The organism is Pseudomonas sp. NFXW11 (assembly GCF_049887815.1).
GTDB lineage: Bacteria > Pseudomonadota > Gammaproteobacteria > Pseudomonadales > Pseudomonadaceae > Aquipseudomonas.
Genome location: NZ_JAGEKI010000039.1, coordinates 1 through 1,323 on the forward strand (window position 1 = coordinate 1; position 1,323 = coordinate 1,323).

The following is a 1,323-nucleotide window of genomic DNA, read 5'->3' on the forward strand; positions in this document are numbered from 1 at the left end:
TGTCTAGTCCTGAAATAGGTTTACACCTATACAGGTAGGCCAGTAGGCCTCAAAACGCCCGATGCACCGCATCGGGCGTTTTGTTTTTCAGGGCCATGTGAGGCCGCTCCGTGTTGTAGATTTGCACTGCCTCATCAACCATTTGCCTTGCTTGCTCCAAGTCTTCGGGGCTGCTCAACAGCAACTCCATCTTGAGAATTCCGTTGATTCGCTCGGCTAGCGCGTTCTGGTAGCAGTCATATCCATCAGTCATCGAGCACTGAACTCCGTACCGCTCATGCAGGGACTGGTACAGAGCCGAGCAGTATTGGGCGCCTCTATCAGAATGATGGACTAGTGGCTGGCGACGAACTCGCTTTCGTAACGCCTGCTTGAAGGCTTTCGCCACAGAGTCGGCGTGCAAGCTTTCATGGACGTGGTGGCCGACAATTTTCCTGGAGTACGCATCTGTTACCAGGCTTAGATAAAGCGGGCCGCTGCTGGCGGGCAGGTAGGTGATATCCGCCACCCAGACGTGCTCCGGCCCTGTCGGGACGATCTGGTTTGGGCCAGGCTTGAGTAAGTTGGGGTGGCGGTAGAAACGATGAAAGCTTTGGGTTGTCTTGTGGTAGGCCCGCTTGGGCTGAACCAGCAAACGGTGCTCTCCTAAAACCTGAAATAGCCGGTCTCGGCCGACCTGAAATTGTCTGTTAGGTTGGCAATGCAGCAGATAGTGCAGCTTACGTGTACCTAGTCGGGGCTGGCGTATCCGGACTTGCTGAACAAACTCAACCACCCGATCTGCCTGGCGTTTTTTGCTGTCAGCGGCTCGGTTGCGCTTGTAATAAGCCTGTCGACTGATGCCTAGAAACTGACAAGCCCTGGCAATGCTCAGTCCTGCGACTTGACCTTGCGAGAGGACTTGCCGGATCGCTTTTTTATGACCGAGACACCATAGTCATTTTTCAGGACATCAACGACCGTCTCAAAAAATTGAGCCTTCTGGCTCATCAGTTCAAGCTGCTGCTCAAGCTCTTTGATCCGTTGTTCCGGAGTGAGCGTTTTGGGGTCAGACATCGCGCAGCTCCTCTCGTCTCGGATCGAGGCCCCCTGGCTCCAATCCTGCCGACCATGCTTACGCAACCATATCAGAACCGTCGACCTACCCTGGATTCCATAACGCACCTGGGCCTGCTTGTAGGTCAGTTCGCCTTTTTCAATCTGATCAACCACCGCCAATTTAAAGGACAGTGAGTAATCTCGTTGTGTGCGCTTTACACCTTGTTCCATCTGACTCTCCGGAAATTCGGGATGGGAGGTGTAAACCTTATTCAGGACGGGACA

Annotated in this window: 1 protein-coding gene; it reads right to left on the bottom strand. The window is 53.6% G+C overall.

Annotated features, from left to right (window positions below):
• Positions 1–49 precede the first annotated feature (49 nt).
• A protein-coding gene (locus J4P02_RS30350) for an IS3 family transposase (protein ID WP_426197394.1) occupies positions 50–1,269 on the bottom strand; the annotation gives its coding sequence in 2 pieces (ribosomal slippage) (positions 50–921 and positions 921–1,269; 1,221 coding nt in all).
• Positions 1,270–1,323 lie beyond the last annotated feature (54 nt).